This window comes from Kastovskya adunca (assembly GCF_059505785.1).
The window spans coordinates 54125-66632 of the sequence record NZ_JCACLG010000011.1; the positions used below are offsets into that span (position 1 = coordinate 54125).

12 protein-coding genes are annotated in these 12508 nt (G+C 46.2%); 7 read left to right on the forward strand and 5 right to left on the reverse strand.

Annotated elements, in window-relative coordinates; all coding sequences use genetic code 11:
- Positions 1-152: 152 nt before the first annotated feature.
- Positions 153-1001 (reverse strand): cyanophycinase, encoded by an 849-nt coding sequence (locus AC5JR3_RS03500; RefSeq protein ID WP_495843077.1) that lies wholly within the window; start codon positions 999-1001, stop codon positions 153-155.
- 401 nt (positions 1002-1402) lie between these two features.
- On the reverse strand, positions 1403-1606 hold the full coding sequence (locus tag AC5JR3_RS03505) for a hypothetical protein (RefSeq protein WP_495843080.1): 204 nt from the start codon (positions 1604-1606) through the stop codon (positions 1403-1405).
- A 277-nt stretch (positions 1607-1883) separates the two neighbouring features.
- Here AC5JR3_RS03505 and AC5JR3_RS03510 point away from each other — a divergent pair, with 277 nt between their 5' ends.
- The 4 genes from AC5JR3_RS03510 to AC5JR3_RS03525 all read left to right on the forward strand — a co-directional run bounded on the left by AC5JR3_RS03510 (position 1884) and on the right by AC5JR3_RS03525 (position 6187).
- Positions 1884-2483, forward strand: coding sequence for a DUF4129 domain-containing protein (locus tag AC5JR3_RS03510; RefSeq protein WP_495843082.1), 600 nt, complete (start codon positions 1884-1886; stop codon positions 2481-2483).
- Complete coding sequence (locus AC5JR3_RS03515; protein WP_495843084.1) at positions 2480-3796, forward strand: DUF4350 domain-containing protein; 1317 nt, start codon at positions 2480-2482, stop codon at positions 3794-3796. Before AC5JR3_RS03510 ends, AC5JR3_RS03515 begins: the two co-directional genes overlap by 4 nt.
- Positions 3797-3881: 85 nt before the next feature.
- Positions 3882-4844 carry an AAA family ATPase gene (locus AC5JR3_RS03520; protein ID WP_495843086.1) on the forward strand — a complete coding sequence of 321 codons (963 nt, stop codon included), beginning with the start codon at positions 3882-3884 and terminating at the stop codon, positions 4842-4844.
- Positions 4845-4879: 35 nt separating this feature from the next.
- A complete protein-coding gene (locus AC5JR3_RS03525; protein WP_495843088.1) occupies positions 4880-6187 on the forward strand; it encodes a DUF58 domain-containing protein in 1308 nt (435 codons plus the stop codon).
- 19 nt (positions 6188-6206) lie between these two features.
- On the opposite strand, the gene AC5JR3_RS03530 is transcribed toward AC5JR3_RS03525, so the two are convergent.
- On the reverse strand, positions 6207-7169 hold the full coding sequence (locus AC5JR3_RS03530) for a stage II sporulation protein M (RefSeq protein WP_495843090.1): 963 nt from the start codon (positions 7167-7169) through the stop codon (positions 6207-6209).
- A gap of 79 nt (positions 7170-7248) precedes the next feature.
- On the opposite strand from AC5JR3_RS03530, the gene AC5JR3_RS03535 reads away from it, so the two are divergent.
- The 3 genes from AC5JR3_RS03535 to AC5JR3_RS03545 all read left to right on the forward strand — a co-directional run bounded on the left by AC5JR3_RS03535 (position 7249) and on the right by AC5JR3_RS03545 (position 11184).
- Positions 7249-8085 (forward strand): DUF975 domain-containing protein, encoded by an 837-nt coding sequence (locus AC5JR3_RS03535; protein WP_495843092.1) that lies wholly within the window; start codon positions 7249-7251, stop codon positions 8083-8085.
- 134 nt (positions 8086-8219) lie between these two features.
- Positions 8220-9008, forward strand: coding sequence for an RDD family protein (locus AC5JR3_RS03540; RefSeq protein ID WP_495843094.1), 789 nt, complete (start codon positions 8220-8222; stop codon positions 9006-9008).
- A gap of 265 nt (positions 9009-9273) precedes the next feature.
- Complete coding sequence (locus tag AC5JR3_RS03545; protein WP_495843096.1) at positions 9274-11184, forward strand: ATP-binding protein; 1911 nt, start codon at positions 9274-9276, stop codon at positions 11182-11184.
- A gap of 227 nt (positions 11185-11411) precedes the next feature.
- Here the strand turns inward: AC5JR3_RS03545 and AC5JR3_RS03550 are convergent, their stop codons facing one another.
- Positions 11412-11822: a hypothetical protein gene (locus tag AC5JR3_RS03550; RefSeq protein ID WP_495843098.1), complete on the reverse strand. Its 411-nt coding sequence runs from the start codon at positions 11820-11822 to the stop codon at positions 11412-11414.
- 293 nt (positions 11823-12115) lie between these two features.
- Positions 12116-12406, reverse strand: coding sequence for a cell division topological specificity factor MinE (gene minE, locus AC5JR3_RS03555; protein WP_495843100.1), 291 nt, complete (start codon positions 12404-12406; stop codon positions 12116-12118).
- Positions 12407-12508: the final 102 nt, after the last annotated feature.

A 12508-nucleotide genomic window follows, 5' to 3' on the forward strand; every position in this document is an offset into this window, starting at 1 on the left:
TCCTGAGTCCTGGGTAAGTTAAGGGACGAGAGTTTCGCTCTCACTCTCGCCCCCCTTTAGAAAACCCCTCGCCTTTTGCCTGGCGCTCCTTCCTAACAAGCAAGAAGATTTTTGCCCAGCAGCACTAATGAAGCCCCAATCTTACTAATAACTTACCCTGCTAATACTGGCTCCTCCGTAGGTTGAGGCATCTCCTCCTCAATAATTGGTTTTCGAGACTTTAAGTCAAAGCGGTAGCCGTGGGGAAGAATGTGCAGCTTAACGTTGCAAAGCGCCAAGTCTTCATCTCGCAAAATTTTGTGCAAATTGCTGTAAGTTAGGTCTGCAACATCGATTACTGTGACGGCACCTTCACCAACGACTTCTGCCTCATTCCCTTTCACAGCTAGGGCTGTGTTTTCATCGATGCCAAATGCCAACGTGGCTGGCTGCTGGGCGACGGCGGCGAGTAAACGTCCGATGCGTCCCCGTTGAGCGAAATGCTGATCGATGACGATACCGGGAAGGAAGTTCATCCCCGGTTCCATATCTACGATTTCCACTCGCGGATTAGTTTCGGAGTCTCCTTCAACGATCATCATGTCTGGCATCATGGCAGCTCCCGCACTGGTACCACCAATCACTAGTCCTTCGGAGAACTTTTTATGGAGTAGCTTGTCAATCTCTGTGTCTTTCAGAATATTGGTAATGCGAGCTTGATCACCACCTGTAAAGAACACTCCACTTGCTTTATCGATCGCTTCTAAAGAATTTGAGGCATCGGCATCTTCTCGATAAACGGTATCAACAATCCGAACGTTTTCAACGCCTAACCGTTCAAAGGTTCTGATGTAGTCATCTCCCGTTTCCCGTGGCAGCTCTGTTGCTACAGTCATTACAACAATTCGTGCTTCTAAACCTCCAGCACGACGAATAAATTCACGCAGAATTTTACATTCTCCGTCTCTATCTTCCGCACCACCAATAATTACCAATTGTCCGCAGGATTCACTCAAGGCCATACTGCCCCCAGCTCTTAGTTAAATAATATACTTTAATAATGTTTGATAAATTAGCTGCTTAAACCCACCAATTGGTAGATTTCTATACAGAAAATTACGGTGGTTTTGTATACAATAAGAAGTTGCACTTTTTTAAACTAAGTTTGAATACTTAGTAATGCTCGTGTAGCAGCAAGGGAGATGGGGAGCAGCGATAATGCTATTCATACTTTCTTCCTTACTGAGGATTCACCGACTCAGAACTCTACCTTCTCCCCAACCGCCAATTATCTCATCCTAAAATGTAAGAGTGAGCGTTAAAAAAGACCCCGTTTCCAGGGTCGATTTATGCTTAAGGTTTGACTCAAGAATTATTTAAAGAATTATTAAACTACATTGCCTAAATCGAGTTGAGCGAAAACTTAGGTAGCATCGCCGACTAAGATTAAGTTACTTAACAAAAACCGAGCGCGTTCTAAAGAGAAATGTCTCGGTTTTCCCTTGTAGACAATCTGATACTCATCATTATCGGGACCGTCCCCATAACCAGAAATTAGGTTTCGAGCGAAAGCTTCCTGAGCAAGGTTTCTAACTTCATTTCTGAGAGGAGTTTCGGTACTATTCATAGCCTGATGTCTCCTAAAGGCCTTTCGATCTTTATTGAATCTTTATTGAGCCTGCTTTTACACCTCTCCAAAGTTGTAACTTAGAATACAAAAGCTCTGTCTTCCGAAATCCTCCCGACGATGGGATGGTAGTAGAACTGAAAAATGAAGAAATTTTACGCTCGAAATTTCTTTCAAAATTCGGAGAGACAGTTGCTTAAAATTGAAGCCATCTCGGAATATTTAGGCTCTTAAGCCATGAAATACACTGTCGAGCAGTTGGGGTGAGGCGATCGCTATGAGTACGTTTGAAAAAAGTAGTTGGGGATGGCAGATCTCCCAGATGCAACAGCGAGTGCTCCAGTGGTGGGAGTGGCAAGTTTCCCGGTTTAACTCGAATCTGCCAGAAGCCTCGCTACCGGATTGGCTGACTTCCCCACTGCTGTGGCGGGTTGTCCAAATTGTGTTTTGGGCGATCGCTATATTACTGATCGTTTGGACAGGTTGGCAGATTTGGCAACGATTGCGTCCTTATATTCATTCCTTGGGAACGCAGATTGACCGAGCTACGAAGGCAACAACAACATCAGGACGTGAGTTATCGGTGGCTGATTGGTTGCAGCGATCGCAAAAATTTCAATCAGCGGGTAATTACCAAGAAGCCTGTCGCTGTCTTTATTTTGCCATGCTACAGCGGTTAAACGACCGGGAAATTGTCCCGCTCGAATTTAGTCGCACTGATGGTGAATATCTGCGATTAATCCAGCAATTACCGCAGCCGCAACCTTACCGAATTTTGCTTGACACCCATCAGCGGTTATTTTTTGGTAAAGGAGAAGCCTCTCGTGCAGTTTTCGAGCAGTGTCAGCAAGCGTATCGGGAAATTGAGGTTTTATGAAGGTGCGATCGCGGCGGTTATGGGTACTAGGAGCGATGGTAGCGGCACTAATTTTGATTACCCTGTTTGCTGCTCCTAACAATGGTTCCCTTAATAGTGGTTCTACCTATGGACGCGCTCCCCATGACTACGGAGCATGGTATGCGTTTATGGAAAAACGGCAGGGTTCTATTGAGCGTTGGCGAAAACCTTTTGAGGATTTGGCGGATCAGGAGGATAGCGAACGTCCGATGACACTGTTGCGCGTCAACAGTTCTTTGACAAAAAAAGAAATTAGTGATGCAGAAAGGGATTGGGTACAAAAGGGCAATACCCTGATCGTTTTGGGAGTGAGACAGCCCGTTACCGCCGCCACTTTCAGCAGTCAGCAAGATAGCGCATCGGGAAAAGTGAAGATTGAGACGAGGCGACGAGCTAGAGAAGTTGAGACAATTCTTTTAGGCGATCGCTTCGGGGGAACAGTTTGGCAAGAACCGATGGGAAAAGGACGAGTCATCTTCGCCACCACCCCTCATCTCGCCGCCAACGCCTATCAAGACGAACCGGGTAACTATGAATTTCTCGCCCAACTGGTTACGCAACAGCTACCTGTCGGGGTACAAAATAAACCCGCCAACGGCGAAGGAGGCGAACCGGGTAACTCTATCAACGGACTAGGAAATAGCCCCACCGCCAACGGCGAAGGAAGCCAACCGGGTAACTCTATCAACGGATTAGGAAATAGCCCCACCGCCAACGGCGAAGGAAGCCAACCGGGTAACGCTAAACTTCTCCCACCCGTTGCTACACAACAGCCGCCTGTCTTCGTCGATGAATACAGTCACGGCTACAAAGATAGAGAAACAATTAAGCGCGAGGTCGGAGTAGACAGCATCTGGGATTATTTAGGAAGAACGCCTCTATTTCCTGTTCTGGTGCAGGGATTAGTCCTACTTGTGGTGCTAATTTGGTCAAAAAATCGTCGCTTTGGCCCTCCTCTCACCTTAACTTCCCCAACCGTTAACAATAGTGAAGCGTATATTGAGGCGTTAGCAGGTGTCTTGCGTAAAGCTAACAGCACTGAGTTTGTTGTCGAAGTCGTAGGCAAAGAAGAACAATTGCAACTGCAAGCGCAACTGGGATTAGGTCAAACATTACTGGATGAGCAAACCCTGGTAGATGCTTGGGTGCAGCAAACTGGACGTTCGGGTGCGGAACTCAAACAACTACTACAAGTGGGGCGAAAGCGAAGATTGAGCGATACAGACTTGCTAAGGTGGTTGGATAAATGGCAGCACCATCGTCATCCTTTTAGAAGAAAGAGTGAAGGATGAAAGAAAAGATATTCGGCGTTTGCGATCGCAGCAAAGCCGTTGCTGTTCGTGCAGCGTTCTCCACAGGGGTAGTTAGGGAGCAAGGATGAAAGATGCAATTGATATAGATAACACGCTGTTTAACCGCCTGAGCCAAACTCTTAGCAAAGTTATTGTCGGTCAATCTTCCTTGGTGCAACAGTTGCTAGTCGCCCTATTGAGTGGCGGACATGTGATTATTGAAGGCGTACCAGGAACGGGAAAAACTCTGACGGTGAAGGTGCTGGCACAGTTGATTCAAGCTGATTTTCGACGGGTTCAACTCACCCCAGATATTTTGCCTTCGGATATCCTGGGGACGAATATTTTTGACATGGGTACCCGTGGCTTTACGTTAAAAAAGGGCCCTGTTTTTACAGAAATTCTCCTCGCTGACGAAATTAACCGCACGCCACCCAAAACTCAAGCCGCATTGTTGGAAGCGATGGAGGAGCAGCAGGTAACGCTTGATGGCGAGACATTGCCGTTGTCAGAATTATTTTGGGCGATCGCCACGCAAAATTCCCTGGAATTTGAAGGAACTTACCCGCTACCAGAGGCGCAGTTAGACCGCTTTTTGTTCAAGCTGGTGGTGGATTACCCCAATGCAGCCGCCGAAAAGCAAATGTTGCTCAATAGTCAGGCAGGATTTCGCCCTAAACGGCTCGATTTAGTGCGAATTAAACCCTTAGCCACGGTAGAGCAGATTTTGAGCGCTCGTAAAGCAGTGCAGGCGGTAAAGGTGGAAGACAAGGTAATTGATTACGTGTTGGCGTTAGTGCAGCGCACGCGACAGCATCCCGATCTCGCCTTAGGTGCTTCGCCGCGTTCGGCGGTGGCTTGGCTACAAAGCACTAAAGCTCAAGCTTGGCTAGCAGGACGCGATTATGTGACGCCGGATGATGTGAAGGATATTGCACTACCGCTTTTACGCCACCGCTTGATCCTAAAACCGGAAGCGCAGTTCGATTATTTACAGATTGACGCGGTGATTGCGTCGTTACTTAAGCAAGTAGCAGTACCCAGGTGAGTGCTGAGGGGGAATAATATAGGAGACTTAAACAAATGATTCCTACCGTTCGCCTTTATTTGCTGCTGCTGCTAGGGGTGGCGATCGCTGCTATAACTGCCCTGATCTGGAATACTCAAGTAAGTATCCTGACCACGCTGCTATTTGATGGCTTAATTCTCGCTTTAGCATTCTGGGATGGACGACGGGTAAAAGCTAACCGGGTGGAAGTAACGCGCCTTCCCTTACAGCGTCTTTCCATTGGGCGAGATAATCCAGTTGTGCTGTCGGTGCGATCGCCTAATCAAGTTGCAAAACTTCACCTGCGCGACTACTACCCGTTGGAATTTGCGGTTTCTTCACCCACACTAACGGCATCTCTGCAACCAAATAGCAGCGCTGAACTCACTTACACCGTCCACCCCAATCAGCGCGGTGAGTTTCCGTGGGGAGACATTCAGGTGCGACAACTCGGACAGTGGGGTCTAGCATGGCATGATTGGAAAATCCCCGCTAGTAAGACGGTGGCGGTTTATCCAGATTTGATTGGGTTGCGAGAACTTTCGATTCGCCTGGCGCTGCAAAATACGGGTACGATGCGCCAAGCCCGACGTTTAGGAGGGGGTACAGAATTTGCGGAACTGCGGGACTATAGCATTGGTGACGATACGCGCCTAATTAATTGGAAAGCGACGGCGCGACGCAATCGTCCTTTAGTGCGGGTGTTAGAACCCGAACGGGAGCAAACTCTGATTATCTTACTCGACCAAGGTCGCTTGATGACGGCACAGGTGCAGGGGTTGAAACGATTTGATTGGGGTTTGAATGCCACGTTGTCCCTAGCATTAGCGGGATTGAATCGCGGCGATAAAGTAGGCGTTGGCGTTTTTGATCGAGAAGTCACCACATGGATTCCTCCAGAACGGGGACAGCATCAACTCTCGAAATTAATTGAACGTCTGACTCCGATTCAGCCAGTGTTGTTAGAACCTGACTATGTAGGTGCTGTAACCAAATTCGTCAATCAGCAAACTAGGCGATCGCTAGTGGTTCTGATTACAGACTTGGTTGATATTACCGCTTCGTCGGAACTGCTGTCTGCACTCGCACGCCTGACGCCTCGCTACTTACCCTTTTGCGTAACGCTACGCGATCCGCAAGTTGATAAATTGGCGCACGCTCCCACTGAAACCGTTGAAACAACTTACACTCGTGCAGTTGCTTTGGATTTACTTGCTCAACGTCAAGTGGCGTTTGCCCAGCTTAAGCAAAAAGGTGTTTTAGTTTTAGATGCACCAGCCAATCAGATTAGCGAACAACTAGTTGAGCGTTATTTGCAACTCAAGGCGCGGAATTTGCTTTGAATTTTTCTAATTTATTGATTTATGCTCGGCTGGGTACTTTACAACTGCAATATATTATTAAAAGCGTAAATAATACTATTCCAACTAAATACTTAATTGGAGCTGGAACTACTGGACTCGGTGAGAAAAAGCCCTCAATTGTACCTGCGATAATTAGCATCGGCACAATGCCAAAAACTAATTGTGCGGCTTGGGAACCGTAGAGTTTCAACGCATCGGCACGGCGATATTTACCAGGAAATAAAATTGCTCTGCCAATTAGTAAACCTGCACCACCTGCTAAGAAGATAGCGGGCAATTCTAAAGAACCGTGAGGAAAGACAAACGCCCAGAAGGGGTAGGCTAAGTTATTTTGACCAACTAAAGTGGCGATCGCGCCGATATGCAATCCGTTGTAAGCCAGGATAAATGTAGTATATGCCCCCGCTGTTATTCCACCCGCGATCGCTGCAAAAGATACCTTCAAGTTATTGATCGTAATGTTGCTAGAAGCGAGGGGTTCAATCCCGACAATCGATCCCATCCACAATTCCCCCTTGTCGCGCACTTTCACAATTAAATCTTCCGGAACCACCAGCGACATAAACACCGGATCGCTCCAAGCGAACCACCAAGCCACCAGCGCCCCCAGTGCGAAAATCGCCGTCGCCAGCGCGATGTAGCCAAAGGTTTCTTGCACCACCGCCGGAAAACCCCAGCGATAAAACTGCACCGCTCCTTGCCATTCCGTGCGGCGCGAACCCTGATAGATCTGGCTGTAGCTGCGCGATGTCAGTCTTTGCAAGTCTTGTACCAGCGTGTTTCCCAGAGAATTTGTCCGCGCCCGCGCTAAATCTGCGGAAACTGAGCGATAAAGACTCGCGAGTTCCCTAATTTCTGAAGCTGGCAAGGATTTAAGCCCTTTTTTCTCCACTTGCTGCAAAAGCGCCTCCAATCTTCGCCAGTTTGGTTCTCGCCGCGCAATCCAACGTTGAACATTCATGACAGTTTCCGGAAATTCTACTAAATCTGGCTAAGATCTCGGCAAACTTTATTCTCTCTATAAACGGAGAAGTCTAGCCGTGTCTGGAAACCTAAGTTCTACCCAATCCATGGGGCCGCTCAGTGTGGGCAATGTTGTCAGTGCTGCTTTGCGGATTTATCGCGATCGCTTCAAGTTGTATTATCGTTTAGCATTCATCGCTTATCTATGGATATTAGTGCCAGTTTATGGCTGGGCAAAATTTACGGCAATCTCTGCGCTGATCTCGCGTCTAGTATTTGGTGAAATCACCGACCGTCCAGAACCCGTGAATGAAGCCCGTCGCCCTGTAGAGCGCAAGCTATGGAGTTTTTTAGGGGCGGGACTTTTAGTATGTTTGATCTTGATCGGGGTATGGTTGGGTTTCTCTATCGTTTTTGGTATTCTGGCAGGACTGCTAGGTACAATCTTGGGGCAGAATCCTACAGTGCTTCCTGTTTTGGCTCTCTTGGGAGTTGTTGCGTTCATTGCCTTTGTTATAGGATTCATCCGGCTTATCTCCCGCTTGTTTCTTGTTGAGGTGCCGCTAGCGATTGAGAACGATCTAGGTGCCACGTCAGCCATTAATCGCAGTTGGCAGTTAACTAAAGGTTATGTCTCGCGCTTGCAGTGGATAGTCTTTGTCGCCTTTTTGCTCACCCTTCCCGTATCGATTGCTATTCAAATTTTTCTTACCATCGTTCAGGTTGTCTTAGGGGCTGTATTATCAACTGAATCTGGCATTTTTGGCTTTCTCTATTTTGTGCTAGTTCTGGGATTGAGTTTGGCTAGTGGTGCGCTTGTGGTTCCCTTTTGGCAAGCCATTAAAGCCATCGTCTACTACGACCTTCGCAATCGTAAAGAAGGTATGGATTTAAAACTACGCAAGTCGAGGTAGTACGGTTCGCCAAGTAGGAGCAGAAACAACACTTGATCAGTGATGGAAGTGGAAATGCGATCGCCACTACTGGTCAACTACTAGTTTTTGGTGTAATAAAAAGGCAATCTCCCCGTTGTTTCTGCTTTACTACCATGCACTTTTTCAATCGAGTCAGGCTGCAAACTCCAGAAAGCGTTGAACTGGAATTTACCCTAGCCGGGATTGGTAACAGGGCTTATGCTCTGTTAATTGACTATATTGTTTTAGGCTTAATCTTAACTGGATTTACAACGGCTTGGGTTTATATTTCTTATCAACTGTCAGATATTATAGAAAATTTAGGCGTTAGCTCTAATACCCTGGGACTTTGGCTATTGGCCAGTTGGCTGTTAATTACCTTTTTTATATATGCCGGGTACTTTGTTTTTTTTGAAGCAATATGGCAAGGTCAAACCCCTGGTAAACGCTACACCAAAATCCGTGTTATTCGTGACGATGGTAGACTAATTGGATTACAACAATCTACTCTCCGGGCTTTGCTGCGTGCTGTAGATGAGCTTTTATTTATTGGCGTATTTTTTATTATCTTCAGTAAACGCGAGAAACGTTTAGGCGATTGGCTAGCAGGAACTATTGTTGTTCAAGAAGAACAGTCTATTAATTCAGAAAAATTACAAGTTTCTGACCAAGCAAAAGCCTTAGCAAAACAGTTACAAATAGAGGCAGATTTGTCTCGTTTGTTGCCAGAAGACTTTGCGGTGATTCGAGAGTATTTGCAGCGACGCCAGACAATGACCCTGGAGGCAAAAGTGGAGTTGAGCCGACAACTGGCTAATCAAGTTAAAGCGATCATTGCCTTAGAAAAAGTACCGAAAGATGTCACCCCCAATTTATTTTTAGAAGCAGTGTACTTCGCTTATCAGCAACAGTCTCTATACTGATGACTAAGCACCCGCTGTCCTAACCTGCGATGCTGCAAAGCGTTGAATTATCAACATGCAGCGATCGCTACATCTGTCAACAAGACTTTGATAGATGATAGAAAGGCGTTAATAAACCGCTGAAAGTGGGAGCCTGCGTCTCTAGGAGAGGCGAATGGCTCAACATCCAATACCCTCAGATAGAGGAAAATTCGCTGGAATTAACGCTAAATTCGACTACGGCAAGGCTGGGCTTTGGTGATACAAGTGAAGGGTTATATCTGAAATGATTGTAGATACAAGCACTGATGCATCTCGCGTCAATGCCAGAACTAGTGATGCCTTTGATATTTTTAATCTCAAGCATTATATGGGGCCAAACCCCTATTTAAATACGGCGGCGTTAGTATTTGACTTCGCTTTGACGGGATATCTAGCGCCTCGCCCACTGGAGGATTATATCTCCGCCGTTAGCGATCGCTATCCCCATATGGGTGAAGAGAAGTACGATTCTTACGTTCAGCTTTTTGCCCGCACCGTGTCAGAGATGGGAAAGCTGGATATGGGACTACACCTGAATCGCTGGAGTCTCAAACCCTATGAAGATTGCGTCCGAGTCAGCGTGCAAACACTTCATGCTCGTACACAGCGAACCGTAGCTTACGCCGTTTGGGACTGGTTTGAATGCATTACCCAAGACAAACCCTACGCCTTTGATGCCCAACTCAAATCCCTTCAGGATACCTTCCGGCGTTCTGTCTATGGCGGGCCTACGGTTTATGCCTTACTACGAACGGCTTACGACAAAGGCATTCCCAGCTTTTATTTGTGGGACGAAGGGTTGATGCAATACGGCTATGGGAAAAACCAAGTTCGTGGTGTGGCGACAACCTTTGACGGTGACAGTCATCTTGATTCTGATTTTACAACTCGCAAGGACGACTGTAAGGCGTTCTTGAATAAGCTAGGTTTTCCAGTCCCCAGAGGCGGAGTCGTCGTCTCCCGCGACGAAGCCTTGAGAGTCGCTGAAAAAATTGGCTACCCAGTCGCCGTTAAGCCCGTAGTGGGACATAAAGGCATTGGGGTGACAGCAGACGTACAAAATGAGGAGGAATTGAGCTTTGCCTATGGTAAAGCAGTAGAAGCGATCGCTGAAGATCAGCTGATCAGCATCATTGTCGAAAAAAGCATCAAGGGAGTCGATTTTCGCCTGCTATGTGTTAACGGCAGATTTGTCGCCGCCACAGAACGCCGTCCGGCGTCGGTTACGGGTGACGGACAATCCACCATTACGGAGTTGATTGACCGAGAAAATCGGACACCTGCTCGGATTGATAGCCCCGTGTCGCCCCTCGGCAAAATACAGTCTGATGAATCCCTACAGATGTACCTAGCAGAGCAAGGCTTATCCTTAGACGATGTGCTGGAACAAGGGCGCACCATCTCCCTCCGCAAAGTTGCGAATCTTTCCGCTGGCGGCTTGAGCATTGATGCGACGCGTATGGTTCACCCGGATAACATCATCTTGGCGCAAGACGTTGCTCAGCACTTCCGGCTGACTTGTCTCGGCATTGATGTCATTACTCAAAATCTTTCTCAATCCTGGAAATCTGGCAATTTTGGCATTTTGGAAATCAATGCAGCGCCAGGTATTTCCATGCATCTAAGACCAGCGGTTGGTGAAAGCGTCGATGTCCCCTCCCATATCCTAGAAACCTTTTACGAGCAGGGTACAGACGCTAGGATACCGATTATCACCTTTAATCGAATTTCGGTGCAAGAACTGCAAGAAACAATTGACCACATCTTGCTGCAACATCCCGATTGGGTGATTGGTGCTGTTTGCCGTGAGGCGATCTTTGTCAATCGTTCCGAAAAAATCCTCAACAAGGATTACAACAGTAATATCCAAAATTTGCTGCGTAATCCCAAGCTTGACCTATTGATTGTTGAGTATGGCTCAGAGGTTTTAGCCAGAGAAGGGATGTTTTATGAAGGTAGCAATATGGTTGTTTTGGAGAATCCTACAGAAACTGAGACAATCCTCCTCCGGGATATCTTTGATGACTCTACTATTGTTGTCAAGGAAGGAAACGATGTTTCTATCCGACGTAAGGGCTTGATGGAGCAATACACCCTTGGCTCAAATGAACCCTTCACACGGGTTTATTTGAAGGAAGTGGGGACAATTTTGTAATTCAGTAAACACCTCATGCGGTGGGTTAAGCTTCGTTAACTCACCCTTGTAGGGTGGCGCATAGCTAAAGCTAGAAAATTAGTCGGGCAATTTGCCAAATTTCAATGCCATTGATCTTAATAGACGAAGTGGTTTTTTCTGCTTATCTTTATAACTCCTCCAGAGCTTACGCCTACTCTGTAGTAATTCTAAAAAATTGTGCTACTAAAAACTAGGTTTTAGTGATTTTAATTATTAATAATTTTGTATGGAATTCCCCAAAAATTCTTACCGAGAATTTTTTTGAGCGAATCACAATCGTTTTCGCTAGGATGGCTAATCAAAATTATGCCTTTTCCCGCACAGTTGTTACTTTCTTGTACCTCTACAGTAATAAAGTTGGGGTTGACGTTTTTAATCTGATTGACTTTGCTTTTATGTTCATTCAAAACTTTTTCAGCCCCTGCAATTGTCGGCAACTGTGAACAAGGAGTATTTATAAACCCATAGTCTCCACAAGAACTTTGTGAACGGCTAATTTCACGAAATCCAAATTTAACTAGACCAAATCCAATAATTATAAGAATTATTATAGTAGCCACACTCAATATTTTTTTTCTACTGTTCATTTTTTTTACATTTATTGAGTTACGCAGCATTGCAAATCCGGCCAATTAGCAAGCTGAGTCAGGCTGGTTTTGAGAAAAGAGGAAGTAAGCGTACCGTCTCTTTCATGTGCCAGACAACTGTTAAGTAGAGTATATTAACTCTCATGCTGGTAAATAATTAAAGCTTTGTAGTTAGGGCTAAATTCCTCAAGAGAGAACCCAAACCCTAACTACGAAACAATTTTTAAAATTTACATTGCCACACAAAGTTTGACTTATTCTCAGCTACTCACTTAGCTGCGCCATGGTATTAGGAATTGAACTCGTTGCTGATGCAGCGATCGCTATCCCGTAGAATCCATACTCGTTTCGGTTTTAACGCGGCGGATGGGAAGATTGGCAATCAGTGCCGTTGCTCGTTGGTTGCTTTCTAGGGCAAACTCTAACCCATCGGAGTCGATCTCAACATAGCGAGAGACAACTTCTATGATCTCTCTACGCATTGACTCGATCATTTCCGGCGTCAGATCGGCGCGGTCGTGGGCGATCACTAGTTGCAAACGACGCTTGACTTCCGCCCGACTGTTACTAGGGCTAGTCCAAGGAAAAAGTCGTTCTATGAGTTCCATAATCATAATAGTTGTTAGCTGTGGGAAAAAATTTAATTGTTAGTTGTTAGCTAGGTACTTTCATCACAAACAAAAACCGATCGGTAGTTGCTAGCCAATGAGTGCGGT

Bases quoted from the DNA above. Each gene is read 5' to 3' on its own strand.
- AC5JR3_RS03500 (WP_495843077.1), bottom strand. From the start codon at position 1,001: ATGGCCTTGAGTGAATCCTGCGGACAATTGGTAATTATTGGTGGTGCG.
- AC5JR3_RS03505 (WP_495843080.1), bottom strand. From the start codon at position 1,606: ATGAATAGTACCGAAACTCCTCTCAGAAATGAAGTTAGAAACCTTGCT.
- AC5JR3_RS03510 (WP_495843082.1), top strand. From the start codon at position 1,884: ATGAGTACGTTTGAAAAAAGTAGTTGGGGATGGCAGATCTCCCAGATG.
- AC5JR3_RS03515 (WP_495843084.1), top strand. From the start codon at position 2,480: ATGAAGGTGCGATCGCGGCGGTTATGGGTACTAGGAGCGATGGTAGCG.
- AC5JR3_RS03520 (WP_495843086.1), top strand. From the start codon at position 3,882: ATGAAAGATGCAATTGATATAGATAACACGCTGTTTAACCGCCTGAGC.
- AC5JR3_RS03525 (WP_495843088.1), top strand. From the start codon at position 4,880: ATGATTCCTACCGTTCGCCTTTATTTGCTGCTGCTGCTAGGGGTGGCG.
- AC5JR3_RS03530 (WP_495843090.1), bottom strand. From the start codon at position 7,169: ATGAATGTTCAACGTTGGATTGCGCGGCGAGAACCAAACTGGCGAAGA.
- AC5JR3_RS03540 (WP_495843094.1), top strand. From the start codon at position 8,220: ATGCACTTTTTCAATCGAGTCAGGCTGCAAACTCCAGAAAGCGTTGAA.
- AC5JR3_RS03545 (WP_495843096.1), top strand. From the start codon at position 9,274: ATGATTGTAGATACAAGCACTGATGCATCTCGCGTCAATGCCAGAACT.
- AC5JR3_RS03550 (WP_495843098.1), bottom strand. From the start codon at position 11,822: ATGCTGCGTAACTCAATAAATGTAAAAAAAATGAACAGTAGAAAAAAA.
- minE (WP_495843100.1), bottom strand. From the start codon at position 12,406: ATGATTATGGAACTCATAGAACGACTTTTTCCTTGGACTAGCCCTAGT.